We start from the raw sequence: 17,221 nt of genomic DNA, 5'->3' as shown, positions 1-17,221 counted from the left end.
TCTAACCCTTAAGCGCCGATCAGGCTTTGGCCGCAAACGCGGACGATATTGCCGTTGACGCCGTTCGAGGCGGGGCTGGCATACCATGCAATGGCTTCAGCAACGTCGACTGGCAGACCGCCTTGCGACATCGAGTTCATGCGACGACCAGCTTCGCGGATGGCGAATGGAATAGCCGCAGTCATTTGCGTTTCAATAAAGCCTGGAGCCACGGCATTGATGGTCACGCCTTTGCTTTCCAGCAGCGGTTGCATGCTGTTAACCATGCCAATCACGCCGGCTTTCGAAGTTGCGTAGTTGCTCTGACCCATATTGCCGGCGATGCCGGAAATCGATGACACGCAAATGACACGGCCATTGGCACGCAAGATTTTCTTCGCAATCAATTCGTCGTTGATGCGTTCTTCCGACGATAAGTTGATGTCGATGACCATATTCCAGAGCTGATCTTTCATATTGGCCAAAGTTTTGTCACGAGTGACACCGGCGTTATGCACGATGATGTCCAAGCCTTTGTGGGCTTTTTTGCAATGCGCAGCGATAGCTTTCGGCGCATCAGCAGCAGTGATGTCCAGCGCGAGTACGGAACCATTGATGCTAGCGGCTACACGCTGCAAGTCGGCTTCTTGCTGTGGCACATCGAGGCAAATAACGTGTGCACCGTCGCGCGCCAAGGTTTGCGCAATGGCTTCACCAATGCCGCGTGAAGCGCCAGTGACCAAAGCCACTTTGCCGCTTAGTGGTTGTGCCCAGTTTGGTGTTTCACCGACGATGGCAGTGGCTTGCACGCGCACCACTTGGCCAGAAACATAAGCTGATTTTGGCGAGATAAAGAAGCGCAGTGTCGATTCCAAGTTGGCATCGGCACCTGGTGCAACATAGACCAACTGTGCGGTGCAGCCTTTTTTTACTTCTTTGCCGATGGCGCGCGTGAAGCCTTCGAGTGCGCGCTGAGCCGTGGTGTATTTGGCGTCATCGAGCAATTCAGGTGTGCGGCCAATAACAATGATGCGACCTGAGCCGCTCATTTTACGAATGACTGGGCCGAAGAAGCTGTGCAGTGCTTTTAGTTCAGCGCTGTTTTTAATACCTGAAGCATCAAACACCAAGGCTTTAAATTTCTGCGTGTCTTCGGCGCTTGGCGCATAGGCTTGAGCATTAAGGCCAACGCTGGCAGCGGCTTCTTGCACACCACTATCGGAAAAGGCGAGAGTTTCTGCGTTGATATTGCTTAGTACTTTAGCAATCGCATCAGTCAAGTCGCCGCCATTTGCAGCACCCAACAATACCGTGCCTTTTACCACTGGCGCGTTGGCATCAAAACGATCCAGCGGCATTGGGTTCGGTAGGCCAAGGTTTTTAGCTACTAACTGGCCAAAAGGGGAGTTCACAAAATCAATATAACGATCGCTCATGACGGGATTCCTCATCGATAAATGTGGCGGAGAGTGGCGTGCTGTTTGGCGCAATATGCGGTGAAACGGCAGGCGCAATAATTAGTGTGGACGCAGACTACCAAATCTCGAGGCCGCTGTATTTGCCCGCTTCTCTACTAGATGGTGTATTTCGGTCAATAGCTTGTCCGGCTTTTGTGCTAGCGTGTCGGGGTTTTCCACAGGAGTCTCAACATGACCACATTACGTAAGGTCGCCATCGTTGGCGCCAACCGCATTCCTTTTGCTCGTTCCAATAGTGTCTACGCCACAGCTTCCAATCAAGACATGCTAACTGCCGCTCTTGATGGCCTAGTTAGTCGCTGCAACCTCGACGGTCTGCGCATTGGCGAAGTCGTTGCCGGTGCCGTGCTTAAACATAGCCGTGACTTCAACTTAACTCGCGAATGCGTGCTGAGCACTAAGCTTGCGCCAGAAACAACCGCATACGACATTCAACAAGCCTGCGGTACTGGCTTGGAAGCTGCGATTTTGGTTGCTAACAAAATTGCTGTTGGCCAAATCGAATCTGGCATCGCCGGCGGCGTTGACACCACATCGGATGCGCCAATTGCGCTAAGCGAAGGCCTGCGCAGCATTTTGCTGGAAGTAAATCGTGGCAAAACCACCGGTGCCAAGCTGAAAACATTGTCGAAAATTCGCCCTAAGCATTTGATTCCTGATCTGCCACGTAACGGCGAGCCACGCACTGGTTTGGCCATGGGCGATCACGCGGCCATCACGGCAGCAGAATGGAACGTGCCACGTGCCGCGCAAGATGAGCTGGCCGTTAGCAGTCACCACAAGCTTGCCGCTGCTTATGAGCGCGGTTTCTTCGACGATCTAGTGACGCCATACCTTGGCCTCAAGCGCGACCAAAACCTGCGCCCAGATTCCAATATCGAAAAGCTGGCGACACTGAAACCATGCTTTGGTGATCGTGAAACCGGCACCATGACAGCGGCTAACTCAACACCATTGACCGATGGTGCGTCAGTAGTTTTGCTGGCCAGCGAAGCTTGGGCAAAAGAACACAATCTGCCTATTTTGGCTTATTTAGTTGATGGCGAAGTGGCTTCGGTCGACTTTGTGAACAAGAAAGAAGGCTTGCTGATGGCGCCTGCCTATGCCGTGCCACGTATGTTGGCTCGTCGTGGTTTAACGCTGCAAGATTTTGATTTCTATGAAATTCATGAAGCATTTGCATCGCAAGTGTTAGCTACATTGGCTTCATGGGAAGACCCCAAGTTCTGCAAAGAGCGCTTAGGTTTAGATGCACCTTTAGGTTCAATCGACCGCAGCAAGCTCAACGTCAATGGCTCGTCATTGGCCGCGGGTCACCCATTTGCTGCTACGGGTGGTCGTATCGTTGGCACACTGGCGAAAATCCTCAGCGAAAAAGGTAAGGGCCGAGGTTTGGTCTCGATCTGTGCCGCTGGCGGTCAAGGTGTTGTTGCTATTATCGAGCGCTAAGCATCGATAGGTATGGTGAGCTGTTTCAGATGCTTGCCATGCCGCGATTAAAAACTGCTTTTCGCAAGATGAGCAGGCATAAAAAAGCCCAGTCAAGACTGGGCTTTTTTACATCAGCAAGAACTTATTTCTTGATGTCTAAAAGTTCGACGTCAAATTTCAGCACTTGGTTAGGGCCGATTTTGCCACCAGCGCCTTGCTCGCCATAGGCAAGAGCGGCGGGGATAACAAACTCGTATTTGCTGCCAACAGTCATTAGCTGCACGCCTTCAGTCCAACCAGGAATAACTTGGTTGAGCTGGAATGTTGCTGGCTCTTTGCGGTCATAGGAGCTGTCGAAAGTTTCGCCATTGAGCAGCGTGCCTTTGTAATGCACGGTGACAGTGTCTTCAGCGGTTGGCTTAGCGCCTGTGCCGGCAGTCAACACGCGGTATTGCAAGCCGCTAGCAGTTGTTGTCACGCCTTCTTTTTTGCCATTCTCAGCTAAGAATTTTGCGCCACCAGCAACGGCCGATTTAGCTTCTTCTTCCTGCTTTTTCATGTGCTTTTCACGCAGCTTTTGCGCCACGGTGGTTTGGATTTCGCGGCGAGTTGCATCATCCATGGCCAATTCGTTTTTCGCCATTACATCATCAAGGCCTTGGGTTAGCGCGGCCATATCGAGGTCATCGCGGATAGTTTCCAAAGACTTGCCGATGTCGACGCCAACGGAGTAGCTGAATTTTTCAGTTTCGGTTTCTGGCGTGCTGCTACCGAAAGGGTTGCAAGCAGCTAGTAGTGCAGCGGCACCAAATGTAATCGCCAGCTTGGGTACTAGCTTAGAAGAACGAATCATATTGTGTCCTTTGTTCTTGGGGTAAGTGGTGGAGCGATTGAAGCGCATTGGTCTGCGTTTGTCATCGTTTCATCGGGATTTTTCTTGTAAGCGGCGCAATAAGCTGGAAGTGTCCCAGCGCCCGCCACCAAGACTTTGTACATCGGCATAGAAATCATCAATCATTTCGGTTGCTGGCAGTTGCAGGCCTAAGGCGCGAGCCTCGGCCAAAACAATAGCCAAATCTTTGCGCATCCAATCAACTGCAAAGCCGTGCTCATATTTATCGTTGAGCATGGTCTGGTAGCGATTCAGCAGCTGCCATGATGATCCTGCACCTTGGCCGATTAAGGGCATGACTTTAGCCACATCAAGGCCAGCTTGTTGCGCGAAGTGCATGCCTTCAGCCAAGCCTTCAATGACGCCTGCTACGCAGATTTGGTTGACCATCTTGGCTAATTGGCCTTGGCCGCAGCCGCCAATATGCGCTTGGGCTTTAGCGTAGGTAGCGAGCACGTCGTGCGCGCGGGCAACTGCCGCCTCGCTGCCGCCGCAGAAGATGCTCAGTTGGCCGTTTTCTGCGCCTTGTTGGCCGCCCGAAACAGGGGCATCGACCCAGTCAATGCCGTGCTCACTAACTTCCGCTGCGAGTGTGCGGGTGATTGCCGCCGACACGGTGGAATGATCAATGATGAGGCCGCCCGGCTTTAGACCAGCAGCTATGCCATCTGAGCCGCGCACGACTTCTGCAATGTCTTCATCGCGACCCACACAGGTGAGCACTATATCGGCCGCAGCCGCAGCTTCTCTGGCGCTACTGGCGCGCTGGCCATGATATTGCTCTTGCCAGGCGATGGCTTTTGCTTCGCTACGGTTCCATACAGTTACTTGATGTCCGGCGCGCTGTAAATGCCCAGCCATGGGGTAGCCCATGACACCTAGGCCGATAAAGGCGAGTGCGGCCATAAAGATGTCTCCAAAAGTAAACTGGCGATGAGACTAGCAGGGCGAATGCGGAGGCGAAAGTAAGTAGTACTTGCAAATACGAATCTATCTTATTTATACTTAGTACATCGACATGTACCGAGGGCGCCGCCCATGTATGTTTGCCTATGCCACGGAGTTACCGATCGCGCTATTACTCAAGCCGCGCGTGATGGGGTAGATACCTTTGATGCCTTGCAGCAACGCACGGGCGTATCAACGTGCTGCGGCGCTTGCCGTGAGCATGCTGAAGATGTGTTTGCCAGTGCCTGTGTCTCTGAAGCTGGTGCTACTGCCGCCACGATTACCGTTGGGCAATGGCAGCCTGCAGCGATGGCGCGTTAAGAATAATACTTACTGATTCAGCCTTTGTTTTGGAAGCTAATTAGTAGACACAAAAAAGCCGCGAATTTCGCGGCTTTTTTGTGTCGGTAAACTTAGCGTTTATCGACCGGTGTAAAGTCACGTTGTGTGTGACCCGTATAAAGTTGGCGAGGGCGGCCAATTTTATACGGCGCACTGTGCATTTCCAGCCAATGTGAAATCCAGCCGACGGTACGCGCTAGGGCGAAGATCACTGTGAACATTGAGGTAGGAATGCCAATGGCTTTCAAGATGATGCCCGAGTAGAAGTCAACGTTCGGGTACAGCTTGCGCTCAATAAAGTATGGATCGCTTAAGGCAATGCGCTCAAGCTCCATGGCCAATGCCAGTTGCGGGTCATCGATATTAAGAGCGGCTAGCACTTCGTCACAGGTCTGCTTCATGACTTTGGCGCGTGGGTCAAAGTTTTTGTAGACGCGGTGACCAAAGCCCATCAGTTTCACTTCTTTGGTTTTTACTTTTTCCATGAAGTCAGCGACGTTTTCAACGCTGCCAATTTCATCGAGCATTTTCAGTACGGCTTCGTTGGCGCCGCCGTGTGCTGGGCCCCAAAGTGCGGCGATGCCAGCAGCGATACAGGCGTAAGGATTGGCGCCTGTGGAGCCAGCCATACGCACTGTTGATGTCGACGCGTTTTGTTCATGGTCAGCATGCAAAGTAAAGATACGATCCATGGCTTTCGCCAACACTGGATTGACCTTATAGCCTTCATCAGCTGGTACGGCGAACATCATATGCAGGAAGTTTTCGGCATAGTTCAGGTCGTTGCGCGGGTACATGAACGGCTGACCAGACGAATACTTGTAGCTCATCGCAGCGATTGTTGGGATTTTCGCGATTAAACGAATAGCCGTGATTTCGCGATGTTTTGGATCATTAACGTCCAAGCCATCGTGGTAGAAGGCTGATAACGCACCCACCACGCCACACATTATTGCCATCGGATGTGCATCTCGACGGAAACCTTCAAAAAATTTGCGCAGTTGCTCGTTAACCATGGTGTGATTAGTGACAAGTTGCGTGAATTCTGCTTTTTGCTCGGCATTAGGCAGTTCGCCATTGAGCAGCAAATAGCAAACTTCTAGGTATTCAGCTTGCTCAGCGAGTTGATTGATTGGGTAACCGCGATGCAACAAAATACCTTTGTCGCCATCAATAAACGTGATCTTTGATTCACAGGCTGAAGTTGCCATGAAGCCTGGATCGTAGGTGAAGTAGCCTTTGGCTAAAATATCTTTAACATCAACAACATCTGGGCCTAATGTGCCTGATGAGATAGGTAGGTTGATGGTGTCATCACCAATGGTTAACGTCGCGGTTTTGGCCGTCATCACGGTCTCCTGAAGAGGGGTTCAGCGCTCAGCGAGGACTGCACCAGCGTCATCAAATTAAACTAACGCTCAGGGCGCAAGCATCAAGAATGGGGACAGCGTGGGAGCAGCTCTTTGCGGGTTGCGCTGTTAGCTTAAATCACGAGACAAAATTGTCAATAAATTAGCCGCTATCTTGTCAACCAATTCGACTGAAGTTGGAGTCAATCGGTGCAAATGCCCGACTTTCGTCTATAAAAATGCGTTTTTACTAGTTTGTATTACGTTCTGTGCGGGATTATACTTTCTCGCCAATCTGCTAAGCGCTCAAAAAATAAGCTAAAAATCTTGTTTTTCAAGTACTTATGCTAGAGGACATTACAAACATCAGCCACGCCCCTTAGGGCCCGACCAACAGGACGCTCTCTGTGAAAAGCAACAGACCGGTCAATCTATCGTTGGCTACTGTCATTGAAGTTAATCTTAAATCGCCAGTGGCAATCGCTTCTATCCTTCATCGCCTGTCAGGCATTTTGCTGTTTTTTGTGGTGCCGGGCTTACTTGCGCTACTGAGTTGCTCGCTGGCCTCGCCAGAAAGCTTTGCCTCGACCAAAGAATTGCTCAGCGGTGTTGCCGCTAAAGCTGTGCTCTTTGTTTCTCTGGCTGGTTTGGTCTATCACTTGCTCGCTGGTATCAAGCATTTGATTATGGACTGGGGTTTTGCTGAGACGCTGGAGGGCGGTCGTGCCTTCGCTACTTCTACATTAGTGGCCTCGGCATTTGCCATCGCCGCCGTCTTTGTATGGGTGATGTTCTAATGAAAAGTGCAACAAGCTTCTCTCGTTCGGGTCTGTCCGATTGGATCGCCCAGCGTGTCAGTGCTGTAATCTTAGCGGTCTACACCATTTGGCTATTTGGTTGGATCATTGCTCACCCAGGCCTTGACTATGAAACCTGGCATAGCTTTATGACCACCACGCCTATGCGTATTTTCACTTTGCTGGCACTACTGTCGTTTGTAGGCCACGCATGGATTGGCATGTGGACAGTCACCACCGATTACCTAACATCGATGCAGATGGGTCCGAAAGCCGATGTACTGCGCTTATTAGTGCAAATGGCCATGGCGATCGCATTGTTTGTGGTCATCGTGTGGGGCATTCAGATCATTTGGGGCAGCTAAGATCATGACAAAGATGCGTACAGTAAATTTTGATGCAGTGATCGTAGGCGGCGGCGGTGCCGGTATGCGTGCGTCACTGCAATTAGCACAATCGGGCTTCAAAACTGCCTTGATTTCGAAAGTATTCCCAACGCGTTCGCACACGGTATCGGCGCAGGGTGGTATCACTTGTGCTATCGCTTCATCCGATCCTAATGACGACTGGCGCTGGCATATGTACGACACCGTTAAAGGTGCCGACTTTATTGGTGACCAAGACTCTATCGAGTACATGTGTTCGGTTGGCCCACAAGCCGTGTTTGAGCTTGAACACATGGGTCTGCCATTTTCGCGTACCGAAGAAGGCCGTATTTATCAGCGCCCATTCGGCGGTCAGTCGAAAAACTTTGGCGAAGGTGGTCAGGCCGCGCGTACTTGCGCCGCTGCCGACCGTACCGGCCATGCGCTGTTGCACACGCTGTATCAGCAAAATTTAAAGCATAAAACCACGTTCTACATTGAATGGTTGGCGCTAGACATCGTGCGTAACCAAGATGGTGCGGTCTGCGGCGTTATCGCCATGGACATCGCCACTGGTGAGACTGTGTTCTTCAAGTCGAAAGCTACCGTGTTCGCTACTGGTGGTGCGGGCCGTATCTACTCATCGACCACTAACGCCCACATCAACACCGGCGACGGCGTTGGCATGGCGGCGCGTGCCGGCATTCCATTGCAAGACATGGAAATGTGGCAGTTCCACCCAACCGGCATCGCTGGCGCCGGTACGCTGGTGACCGAAGGTTGTCGCGGTGAGGGCGGTTACTTGCTCAATAAAGATGGCGAGCGCTTCATGGAGCGTTATGCGCCGAACGCTAAAGACTTGGCCTCGCGCGACGTTGTTGCTCGTTCCATGGCCTTGGAAATTCGTGAAGGTCGCGGTGCTGGCCCAGACGGCGAATATCTCTACCTGAAACTCGATCACTTGGGCAAAGACGTGCTGCATAGCCGTCTACCAGGCATCTGCGAGTTGGCACAAACCTTCGCACACGTCGATCCAGTGAAAGAACCAATCCCTGTGATTCCAACCTGCCATTACATGATGGGCGGTATCCCGACCAATGTGCATGGCCAGGCGTTGAGCACAGATGCTTCCGGCAAAGACTCGATCATTCCCGGCCTCTACGCTGTCGGCGAAATTGCCTGCGTATCGGTACACGGCGCCAACCGTCTCGGCGGCAACTCGCTACTCGATTTGGTGGTGTTTGGTCGCGCTGCTGGCCTGCATATCGAAGATGCATTGCGTCAAGGTATTGATCAGCGTCAGCCTAGCGAGTCCGATATTGAGCGTGCGCAATCTCGTATGGCGCGTTGGGATAGCTCAGTTAGCGGCGAATCAGTGCCTGCATTGCGCAAAGAGCTGCAAAAAACCATGCAATCGGCCTTCGGTATTTTCCGTCGTGGCGATGATATGGATACAGGTGTGGCCGCGGTTGCTGCACTGCGCGAACGTATTGCGAAAGCGCATTTGGGCGATAAGAGCAATGCTTTCAACACTGCCCGTGTTGAAGCGCTGGAACTCGATAACCTGCTAGAAACTGCGCAAGCTACTGCTTTGTCAGCACAAAATCGTACGGAGTCACGCGGTGCTCATAGCCGCGAAGATTACCCAGAGCGTGATGATGAAAACTGGCTAGTGCACTCCTTGTTCAATACCGAAACTAAAACGGTGAGCAAGCGTGCGGTGAACTTCGCGCCGAAGCAGGTGAAAACCTTCCAGCCCAAAGCTCGTACATACTAATTCAGGGGTGCATCATGCTTAAAGTCAGCATCTATCGCTATAACCCGGAAACGGATCGCGAACCATATATGAAGGACTATCAAATCGACACGCAAGGTCGTGATTTGATGGTGTTGGACGTGTTGAACTTGGTTAAAGAGCAAGACGATACCTTGGTGTATCGTCGCTCCTGCCGTGAAGGTGTGTGTGGCTCCGACGGCCTCAGCATGAACGGTAAAAATGGTTTGGCCTGCATCGTGCCAATTTCGCAAGCCACTAAAGGCGGCAATCATCTGATTGTTAAGCCTTTGCCAGGCCTGCCGGTTATTCGTGATTTGGTCGTTGATATGACCATGTTCTATAACCAGTACGACAAAGTGCAGCCATTCATTATTAATGACACGCCAGAGCCGGCGATTGAGCGTCTGCAATCGCCGGAAGATCGTGCCAAGATCGATGGTCTGTACGAATGCATTCTGTGCGCTTGCTGTACAACCAGCTGCCCATCGTTCTGGTGGAATCCTGAGAAGTTCCTCGGTCCATCGGCTTTATTACAGGCATGGCGCTTCTTGGCCGATAGCCGCGATAACGCAACAGCTGAGCGTTTAGCTAAGCTTGATGACCCATTCTCCTTATTCCGCTGCCGCGGCATCATGAACTGTGTCAGTGTTTGTCCTAAAGGACTGAACCCTACTAAAGCTATTGGTCATATCCGCAATATGCTGCTAACCGAAGGCTCATAAAGCCAACAGTTGGCGGTTCTAAAAAGGCTCTGTCGATATCCTCGGCAGAGCCTTTTTTTATTTTAATGAGTCGCGCTCGCATTTAGTCGGAATTAACTGCAATCACACTTTGGTAGTGGTTTATCCTCTCGAATATTCGCGCTAGACTGCTTCACGCGGTTTATACATAAAAGCGCTTAACATAGCGCTTATGTGTGGGTCGTAGTGCCCTAAAAGGGTGCTACGGGGACAGTCAAAGGAGGGCGGCGGTTATCCATCGTGCCAATCGCCTTGCGCACCTCCGCTTGGGAAAATCATCATGCAAGAAGGCCAGATGCTACGGCAGTTGAACTCCTCTCAACTCTCTGCCGAAAACGCCGCCTATGTTGAAGAGCTGTACGAGCAATACCTTGTAGCCCCCAATGACGTGCCGGAAGACTGGCGCAGTTATTTTGAAAAACTTCCCCGTGTCGACGGCGTAAGCATCGACACCCCGCACAAAGGCGTGCGGGAACAATTTTTACTTCTCGCTAAAAACAGTAGCCGTTCGCGCCCCGCGCCAACAGGCAGCGTCAGCAGTGGTCACGACCGACGTCAAGTGGGTGTGCTGCAGCTTATTGCCGGCTATCGTAACCGTGGTCATCAGCAAGCCAAACTCGACCCTCTCGGTCTCATGCCACGCCCAGCGGTTGCCGATTTAGATATTGCTAGCCATGGCTTATCACTCGCCGATATGGATACCGTGTTTCAGACCGGCAACCTAGCCATCGGTAAGGATGAATGCACGCTGCGTGAAATGGTCGATGCCATGAACGCGATTTATTGCGGCAGCATCGGCATTGAGTACATGCACATTGTTGATACCGTGCAAAAGCGTTGGATTCAGCAGCGCTTAGAAGGCAAGCGTGGCCAGCCCGGCTTTTCGACTGAAATCAAAAAGGATTTGCTTGAGCAAATCACCGCAGCCGAAGGTCTAGAAAAGTACTTGGGCACCAAATTTGCTGGCGCCAAACGCTTCGGCCTAGAAGGTGGCGAATCACTGATTCCCATGATCGATGAGCTGATCCAGCGCGCTGGTAGCTACAACACCAAAGAAGTCGTTATCGGCATGGCACACCGTGGCCGTCTCAACGTTTTGGTGAATATTTTAGGTAAAAAGCCAACTAATCTTTTCGATGAGTTCGCTGGTAAAACGTTTAACCAAAGTGGCTCTGGCGACGTTAAATATCACCAAGGCTACTCATCAAACGTGATGACGCCTGGTGGCGAAATGCACTTGGCATTGGCTTTTAACCCGTCGCACTTAGAGATTGTATCGCCAGTGGTTGAGGGCTCGGTGCGCGCGCGTCAAGACCGCCGTGGCGATAGAGTCGGTCGCTCTGTGCTGCCAATTAGCATCCATGGCGATGCCGCGTTTGCCGGTCAAGGCGTGGTGATGGAAACCTTCCAGATGTCGCAAACACGCGGCTATCGCACGGGCGGTACCATCCATGTCGTGATTAATAACCAAGTTGGCTTTACCACCAGTCGTATCGATGATGCGCGCTCGACTGAGTACTGCACGGGCGTGGCAAAGATGGTGCAACCACCTATTTTCCACGTCAACGGCGACGACCCAGAAGCGGTGCTGTTTGTCACGCAAATGGCTTTAGATTTCCGTATGGAGTTCCAGAAAGATGTCGTCATCGACATGTTCTGTTATCGCCGTCGTGGTCATAACGAAGCCGATGAGCCGTCTGCAACACAGCCGAAAATGTATCAAGTCATCAATAGCTTGCCGACTACTCGTGCGATTTATGCTGCGCACTTAGCTGAGCAAGGTGTGGTCAGCATTAGCGAGTCTGATGCTCTATCTGAGCGCTACAGAAAGGCATTAGAGGCTGGTAAGAGCGTCGTTAAACAGCTGGTCACTGAGCCTAATAAAAGTCTATTCGTGGACTGGACGCCGTACCTAAATCATCCCGTGGTCGATGATTGGAATACCGGTGTGCCGATGCCTAAGCTACTTGAGCTCGGTAAGCGCTTGGGGCAAGTACCCGAGGGCTTCGTGATTCAGCGCCAAGTGCAGAAAGTCGCCGATGATCGCCAGCGTATGTGGGCCGGCAACCTCGATTTAAACTGGGGTGCGGCTGAAGTAATGGCCTATGCCACATTACTCGACGACGAAACCTTGATTCGCATTACCGGACAGGACGTTGGTCGCGGTACCTTCTCACACCGTCATGCGGTTATATATAACCAAAAGGACAGCGAGCCATTTGTGCCTCTGCAGCAAATTAGCAGCATGCCACGTCGCTTTGAGCTCTATGACTCACTGCTGTCGGAAGAAGCTGTGCTGGCATTTGAGTATGGCTATGCGACCACAACGCCAAGTGCGTTGATCATTTGGGAAGCGCAGTTTGGTGACTTTGCTAACGGTGCGCAGGTCGTGATCGATCAGTTCATCTCTAGCGGTGAAACCAAATGGGAGCGTTTATGCGGCCTAACCATGCTCTTGCCGCACGGCTTTGAAGGTCAGGGCCCTGAGCATTCATCGGCTCGCCTTGAGCGCTTCTTGCAGCTGTGCGCTGAGCACAATATGCAGGTTTGCACGCCCTCGACTCCAGCGCAAATCTTCCACTTATTGCGTCGTCAAGCCGTGCGTCCGCTGCGTAAGCCACTGATTATCATGTCGCCGAAAAGCTTGCTGCGTCATAAGCTGGCCACATCGCCATTGGAGTCTTTGGAAAAAGGCCGCTTTGAAACGGTGTTGCCAGAAATCGATGCCATTGATCCTAAGCAGGTCAAGCGTGTGGTGATATGTGGCGGTAAAGTCTATTACGACATACTCGAAAAACGTCGCGAAATGGATCTTAGTGAAGTTGCAGTAGTTCGTGTCGAACAGCTCTATCCATTCCCCGATAAGCGTTTATTGGAAATCCTGGCGCCCTATAGCAATATCGAAGATGTGGTGTGGTGCCAAGAAGAGCCAATGAACCAAGGCGCGTGGTACAACACTCGTCATAACTTAGAACGTGTGGTGCGCCAGTGGCAGCCAGAGTTAAGCATTCGTTATGCTGGCCGCCCGCTATCAGCCGCCCCCGCGGTTGGATCGATGTATTTGCATGCGAAAGAACAGGCGGCATTAGTCGCTGATGCCCTGGGCGGTAAAACCGTCTAACTAACCGCCGAGTCATAAGGAAGATAACCATGAGTGTGGAAATTAAAGCCCCGATATTCCCAGAGTCTGTAGCTGATGGCACGGTGGCTACTTGGCATAAAAAGCCCGGCGAAGCGGTGAAGCGCGATGAGCTAATTGTCGATATTGAAACTGACAAAGTAGTACTGGAAGTGCTTGCACCGGCCGATGGCGTTATTAGTAATGTGCTCAAACAAGAGGGCGACACAGTCCTTTCGCAAGAAACCTTAGCAACATTTACTGAGGGCGCTGCCGCTACAACTTCAGCTCCGGAAGCAACTGCACCTCCGGAAGCAACTGCACCTACTGCCAGCACAGCAGCGACTGCATCAGCCGCTGCTGGTCCAGCTGCTCGTAAAGCAGCCGCTGAAAGTGGCGTATCGCTCGATAGCATTGAAGGCTCAGGCAAAGGCGGTCGCGTTACTAAGGCCGATGTGCAAGGCGCGAAAGCCGCTCCTGCACCAGCTGCGGCCGCTCCAGTTGCAGCTGCACCTGCTGTATCTTTAGCCGTTGGTGAGCGCGTCGAAAAGCGCGTGCCAATGACGCGTTTGCGCGCCAAAGTGGCCGAGCGCCTGCTCGAAGCTAAGCAATCTACTGCTATGTTGACGACCTTTAACGAAGTCAACATGAAGCCGATCATGGACCTACGTAAACAATACGTAGAGAAGTTTGAGAAAGTACACGGCGTGCGCTTAGGCTTTATGTCGTTCTTTGTGAAGGCCGCTGTTGAGGCGCTGAAACGCTTCCCAGCAGTCAACGCCTCCATCGATGGTCATGACATTGTTTATCACGGCTATAACGACATTGGCGTGGCGGTATCATCAGACCGCGGCTTGGTTGTGCCAGTGCTGCGTAATGCCGAATACATGAGCTTGGCAGAAGTGGAAAAAACCGTCATGGGCTTTGGTAAAAAAGCCCGTGATGGCAAGCTTTCCATGGATGACATGACCGGCGGCACCTTTACCATTTCCAATGGCGGTGTATTCGGCTCCTTGCTATCCACCCCCATTTTGAACCCGCCACAAACGGCTATCTTGGGCATGCACAAAATCCAAGATCGCCCAATGGCAGTCAATGGCCAAGTGGTTATTTTGCCGATGATGTATTTGGCAGTGTCTTATGACCATCGCTTGGTTGATGGCAAAGAGGCCGTGAGCTTCTTGGTGGCCATTAAGGAGCTGATTGAAGATCCAGCTCGTATGTTGTTGGAAATTTAAGCGGTTGTTGCAGCGAGCCGATTTGTCGGCTCAATTATTTAGAGAGAGATTATGAGTCAACGCGCAGATGTGGTCGTCATTGGTGGCGGCCCTGGTGGCTATGAAGCTGCCATTCGTGCCGCCCAACTTGGGTTATCGGTGATTTGTATTGATCGTCGCATTCACAAAGGCAAGCCAGCACTTGGCGGCACGTGTTTGAACGTCGGTTGTATTCCATCGAAGGCTTTGCTGGATAGCTCACACAAATATCATGACCTGAAGGCCGGTTACGAAAATCACGGCATCAGCACTGGTGAAGTGAAAATTGATATTGTCGCCATGTTGGCGCGCAAAGACAAAGTAGTCGACCAGCTCACAGGCGGCATTGCCGGCTTGTTGAAAGGCAATGGCATTACCTGGTTGCAGGGCAGCGGTCAGTTGCTGGCTGGTAAGCGTGTCGAGTTCACGCCACACGAAGGCGAGAAAGAAATCATCGAAGCTAGCCATGTCATTTTGGCCTCAGGCTCTAAGCCGATCGAAATTTCCGCAGCACCATTGGCCGATGGCATTGTGGTCGACTCCACTGGCGCTCTCGAGTTCAACGAAGTACCGAAGCGCTTAGGTGTTATCGGTGGTGGCGTTATCGGTCTTGAATTAGGTTCGGTATGGTCGCGCTTAGGCGCCGAAGTAGTGGTATTGGAAGCGGTTGATAAGTTCCTCACCATCGCTGATAAAGCCATCTCGAAAGAAGCCAAAAAACTGCTGACTAAGCAAGGTTTGGATATTCGTCTTGGCGCTCGCGTTACCGGTTCGGAAGTTAAAGGCTCACAAGTTACCGTGACTTATACCGATGCCAATGGCGAGCACAGCGAAATTTTCGACAAGCTGATCGTTGCCGTGGGCCGTCGTCCAGTCACTGGCGGTCTACTCAACGCCGACAGCGGCATTAACTTAGATGAGCGTGGTTTTGTTCATGTAAATGACCAATGCCGCGCTTCTGTGCCAGGCGTTTACGCCATTGGCGACTTAGTTCGTGGCCCGATGCTCGCGCACAAGGCGATGGAAGAGGGTGTGATGGTGGCGGAAATAATCGCTGGCCATCATGCACAAATCAACTATGACCTCATTATTTCAGTCATCTATACACACCCTGAAGTAGCGTGGGTTGGCTTGTCTGAAGAGCGCGCTAAGTCTGAAGGCTATGATGTTAAAGCAGGCCAATTTCCCTTCGCGGTTAATGGTCGCGCGCTAGCTGCCGACGATAGCGATGGCTTTGTGAAATTCGTCGCCTGCGCCAAAACTGACCGCCTACTTGGCATGCACGTCATCGGCCCAGGTGCTGGCGACATGATCCACCAAGGCTTAATCGCCATGGAGTTTGGTTCCAGCGTCGAAGACTTACAGCTGATGTGCTTTGCTCACCCAACCTTATCGGAAGTGGTGCATGAAGCTGCGCTGTCAGTTGATGGTCGCGCTATTCACGCGATCCAACGCAAACGCAAGTAATAGACTTATCGGGGCCGCAAGGCCCCGGTTCATTTCCGCCAGAATGACGCATTCTCGGCGGGCAAAAGCTTAGTAGTAGCCCTGCTAGGTCAAACACAACGAGTGGTGATCTCACGATGAATCTGCACGAGTATCAAGGCAAGCAACTGTTTGCCGACTATGGTCTGCCGGTATCCAAAGGCTTCGCAGCCTCAACACCGGAAGAAGCCCGCGCTGCTGCTGAGCGTATCGGTGGCGATGTTTGGGTGGTTAAAGCCCAAGTTCACGCAGGCGGTCGCGGTAAGGCCGGTGGCGTGAAATTAGTTAAGACGCTGGATGAGGTAGAGGCCTTTGCCCGCGAGCAACTAGGCACGCGTTTAGTGACTTACCAAACAGATGCCAAAGGTCAGCCGGTCTCGAAGATTCTCGTCGAAACATGCACCGACATCGATAAAGAGTTGTACTTAGGTGCAGTGGTCGATCGCGCCACACGCCGCATTGTCTTCATGGCTTCAACAGAAGGCGGTGTGGATATTGAGAAAATTGCTCACGAAACACCTGAGAAAATTCTCACTGCAGCCATTGATCCATTGGTCGGTCCACAAGCCTTCCAAGGCCGTGAGTTGGCTTACAAGCTTGGTCTAGATAGCAATCAAGTGAAGCAGTTCGTGAAGATCTTCATGGGCTTGGGAAAAATGTTCACTGATCTTGATCTGGCGCTGTTGGAAATCAACCCGCTGGTCATCACCAATGAAGGCAACTTGCACTGCTTGGACGCGAAGATCGTTATCGACTCCAACGCGCTTGGCCGTCATCCCAAACTCAAAGCCATGTACGACCCATCGCAAGATGACGAGCGTGAGCGCCGTGCCGCTGAGTGGGAGCTGAACTACGTTGCCCTCGAAGGCAATATCGGCTGCATGGTCAATGGCGCTGGTTTGGCCATGGCAACCATGGATTTGATCAAGCTCAAAGGCGGCCAGCCTGCTAACTTCTTAGATGTTGGCGGCGGTGCGACCAAAGAGCGCGTGACTGAGGCTTTCAAAATCATCTTGTCAGATGATTCAGTGGCGGCAGTTCTGGTCAATATTTTCGGCGGCATCGTTCGTTGCGACATGATTGCTGAAGGCATCATTGGCGCAGTGAAAGAAGTTGGCGTGAAAGTGCCAGTGGTGGTTCGTTTGGAAGGCAACAATGCCGACCTAGGCGCGCAAAAGCTGCGTGAAAGCGGACTCAATATTATTCCGGCCGCCTCGCTCGATGAAGCAGGCGAGCTCGTTGTTAAAGCTGTGGGAGCCTGAGC

At 51.9% G+C, this 17,221-nt stretch carries 13 protein-coding genes and 1 pseudogene; 10 read left to right on the top strand and 4 right to left on the bottom strand.

Annotated features, from left to right (window positions below):
* Positions 1–8: 8 nt before the first annotated feature.
* Positions 9–1,415, bottom strand: a complete 1,407-nt coding sequence (locus ACFQ0F_RS05155) for a 3-oxoacyl-ACP reductase (RefSeq protein WP_379069763.1) — start codon at positions 1,413–1,415, stop codon at positions 9–11.
* A gap of 219 nt (positions 1,416–1,634) precedes the next feature.
* Here ACFQ0F_RS05155 and ACFQ0F_RS05150 point away from each other — a divergent pair.
* A pseudogene (locus ACFQ0F_RS05150) lies at positions 1,635–2,906 on the top strand (acetyl-CoA C-acetyltransferase); the annotation flags it as partial.
* 124 nt (positions 2,907–3,030) lie between these two features.
* On the opposite strand, the gene ACFQ0F_RS05145 reads toward ACFQ0F_RS05150, so the two are convergent.
* Together ACFQ0F_RS05145 and ACFQ0F_RS05140 are read right to left on the bottom strand one after the other, a co-directional pair.
* Complete coding sequence (locus ACFQ0F_RS05145; protein WP_340676467.1) at positions 3,031–3,741, bottom strand: FKBP-type peptidyl-prolyl cis-trans isomerase; 711 nt, start codon at positions 3,739–3,741, stop codon at positions 3,031–3,033.
* Positions 3,742–3,810: 69 nt separating this feature from the next.
* Positions 3,811–4,692, bottom strand: a complete 882-nt coding sequence (locus tag ACFQ0F_RS05140) for an NAD(P)-dependent oxidoreductase (protein ID WP_340676507.1) — start codon at positions 4,690–4,692, stop codon at positions 3,811–3,813.
* A 126-nt stretch (positions 4,693–4,818) separates the two neighbouring features.
* On the opposite strand from ACFQ0F_RS05140, the gene ACFQ0F_RS05135 reads away from it, so the two are divergent.
* Positions 4,819–5,049 carry a (2Fe-2S)-binding protein gene (locus ACFQ0F_RS05135; protein ID WP_340676468.1) on the top strand — a complete coding sequence of 77 codons (231 nt, stop codon included), beginning with the start codon at positions 4,819–4,821 and terminating at the stop codon, positions 5,047–5,049.
* Between the two features lie 92 nt (positions 5,050–5,141).
* Here ACFQ0F_RS05135 and gltA read toward each other — a convergent pair whose 3' ends face one another.
* Positions 5,142–6,419: a citrate synthase gene (gltA, locus tag ACFQ0F_RS05130; protein ID WP_340676469.1), complete on the bottom strand. Its 1,278-nt coding sequence runs from the start codon at positions 6,417–6,419 to the stop codon at positions 5,142–5,144.
* Positions 6,420–6,826: 407 nt separating this feature from the next.
* On the opposite strand from gltA, the gene sdhC reads away from it, so the two are divergent.
* The 8 genes from sdhC to sucC all read left to right on the top strand — a co-directional run bounded on the left by sdhC (position 6,827) and on the right by sucC (position 17,219).
* The gene (sdhC, locus tag ACFQ0F_RS05125) at positions 6,827–7,216 is read left to right on the top strand and encodes a succinate dehydrogenase, cytochrome b556 subunit (RefSeq protein ID WP_340676470.1); all 390 of its coding nucleotides are present in this window, start codon (positions 6,827–6,829) and stop codon (positions 7,214–7,216) included.
* Complete coding sequence (gene sdhD / locus ACFQ0F_RS05120; protein WP_340676471.1) at positions 7,216–7,581, top strand: succinate dehydrogenase, hydrophobic membrane anchor protein; 366 nt, start codon at positions 7,216–7,218, stop codon at positions 7,579–7,581. Before sdhC ends, sdhD begins: the two co-directional genes overlap by 1 nt.
* Before the next feature lie 4 nt (positions 7,582–7,585).
* Positions 7,586–9,358 carry a succinate dehydrogenase flavoprotein subunit gene (gene sdhA, locus ACFQ0F_RS05115; RefSeq protein ID WP_379069758.1) on the top strand — a complete coding sequence of 591 codons (1,773 nt, stop codon included), beginning with the start codon at positions 7,586–7,588 and terminating at the stop codon, positions 9,356–9,358.
* A 14-nt stretch (positions 9,359–9,372) separates the two neighbouring features.
* Entirely contained in the window at positions 9,373–10,080 is a 708-nt protein-coding gene (locus tag ACFQ0F_RS05110) for a succinate dehydrogenase iron-sulfur subunit (protein WP_340676473.1), read from the top strand.
* Positions 10,081–10,393: 313 nt separating this feature from the next.
* Positions 10,394–13,219, top strand: a complete 2,826-nt coding sequence (locus ACFQ0F_RS05105) for a 2-oxoglutarate dehydrogenase E1 component (protein ID WP_379072110.1) — start codon at positions 10,394–10,396, stop codon at positions 13,217–13,219.
* Positions 13,220–13,248: 29 nt separating this feature from the next.
* A complete protein-coding gene (odhB, locus tag ACFQ0F_RS05100; RefSeq protein ID WP_379069755.1) occupies positions 13,249–14,454 on the top strand; it encodes a 2-oxoglutarate dehydrogenase complex dihydrolipoyllysine-residue succinyltransferase in 1,206 nt (401 codons plus the stop codon).
* A 51-nt stretch (positions 14,455–14,505) separates the two neighbouring features.
* A complete protein-coding gene (gene lpdA / locus ACFQ0F_RS05095) occupies positions 14,506–15,939 on the top strand; it encodes a dihydrolipoyl dehydrogenase (RefSeq protein WP_379069752.1) in 1,434 nt (477 codons plus the stop codon).
* Between the two features lie 116 nt (positions 15,940–16,055).
* On the top strand, positions 16,056–17,219 hold the full coding sequence (gene sucC / locus ACFQ0F_RS05090) for an ADP-forming succinate--CoA ligase subunit beta (RefSeq protein WP_340676477.1): 1,164 nt from the start codon (positions 16,056–16,058) through the stop codon (positions 17,217–17,219).
* Positions 17,220–17,221: the final 2 nt, after the last annotated feature.

The sequence above is a fragment of the Paraperlucidibaca wandonensis genome (assembly GCF_042677145.1).
GTDB lineage: Bacteria > Pseudomonadota > Gammaproteobacteria > Pseudomonadales > Moraxellaceae > Perlucidibaca > Perlucidibaca wandonensis.
Note: the sequence above shows the minus strand (reverse complement) of the source record. Positions and strands in the feature narration are given on the sequence as shown.